Annotated in this window: 1 protein-coding gene and 1 pseudogene; one reads left to right on the forward strand and one right to left on the reverse strand. The window is 45.7% G+C overall.

The features are described 5' to 3' along the window. The coding region (locus R7M72_RS24825; RefSeq protein WP_318056428.1) for a chromosome partitioning protein ParA at positions 1-680 on the forward strand (680 nt) is incomplete at its 5' end. A 71-nt stretch (positions 681-751) separates the two neighbouring features. Here R7M72_RS24825 and R7M72_RS24830 read toward each other — a convergent pair. Then, positions 752-1,338, reverse strand: a pseudogene (locus tag R7M72_RS24830) (tryptophan--tRNA ligase); the annotation flags it as partial.

Raw genomic sequence — 1,338 nt, forward strand, 5'->3', positions numbered from 1 at the left:
GGCACACCTGTATGTCCGAGCTCAATTGCGAATCCAAACTTAATGAACTTGCCACAGATTTGTCTGCAGAGCGTTTTAATTTGTTAGCGAACTACCATCAACTCGATGATCTTTGGCAGCAAAGCGTTGGCAATTTGTTGTTTGATGAGCAGCAACCGCTCGCCTCTCGTGTCGGACGATTAAAATCCGAAGCGAGAAAGATTTGGGGAGAGCTCGCCGAGGTGATTTTCGCCGATGAGTTCGCACTTTACGACTTCAGCTTACAAGCCGAGCAACTTGACGCCGTATCAGCTCAGGATTACGTGAAAGCATTCGAGGATTTAATCACCGAATGGCAGGGGAACGAAAACGCCTTGGGGTTAGACAGCAACCAAACAAAATATGAACGAGCGGTGGCTCTGATCCCTGCAAGTATGAAGGGGTTCGAGAGACAAACCTTGATTCAAGAGTTGAAGAAAAACTATCTGTCTGAACAAGAAAGCAACCAAATCCGGACTCGTGAACAACAAATAGTAAAACAAAAGCAGCAAGTTCGCAGTTATCAAACCGAGCTAAAACAGCTCGAATCCAGATTGGCAACGCAAAGAGCCACCAGCCACGCGAGTTGGTCTGAATCTGACTGGCAGCGTTACTATCAACAAGAGATAGCGAATTTTCGTCGCGAGTTCTTTACTTCATAAGGTGCGCATACAAAAAAGGCACGTAGCAGGCTAGCTTTCGCGCCTTTTTACTTTGTGTTCCCGAACCTATTTCAGAACAAGTTCAAGCCAAACACACTCTTAACATCGGACAAAACTTGTTCTGTTTTTTCTCGAGAGACTTGGCTGCCATGTTTAAGAATCTCAATAAGTTGCGCTTTGTCGTTCAAATACAATGCCCGTTTCTCTCTGATCGGACGCAGCATTTCTTGAAGGCATTCTTCCAATACTTTTTTCGTGGTTCCATCTCCTAGCCCACCACGGCGATAGTGCGCTTTGAGTTGCTCGACATGCTCTTTGTCAGAGTGAAAAGCATCGAGATAAGTGAACACAATGTTGCCTTCTACTTGACCAGGATCTTCGATGCGCAAATGGCTTGGGTCGGTGTACATGGATTTCACTGCAACTGAGATTTCCTTTTCAGTCGCCCCTAAGTTAATGGCATTGCCCATGCTTTTCGACATTTTATTTTTGCCATCAGTACTCGGTAAACGTGGCGCATCACTAAGCAACGGACGGCACTCTTTTAGGATCTCTTGTCCGCCAAGGTGGTTAATCTTTCTCACGATTTCATTCGTTTGCTCAAGCATTGGTAATTGATCATCCCCAACCGGAACAAGTGTAGCGCGAAAACCCGTTA

Origin of the sequence: Vibrio sp. YT-18, assembly GCF_033337345.1 — a bacterium.
GTDB classification, from domain to species: domain Bacteria; phylum Pseudomonadota; class Gammaproteobacteria; order Enterobacterales; family Vibrionaceae; genus Vibrio; species Vibrio alginolyticus.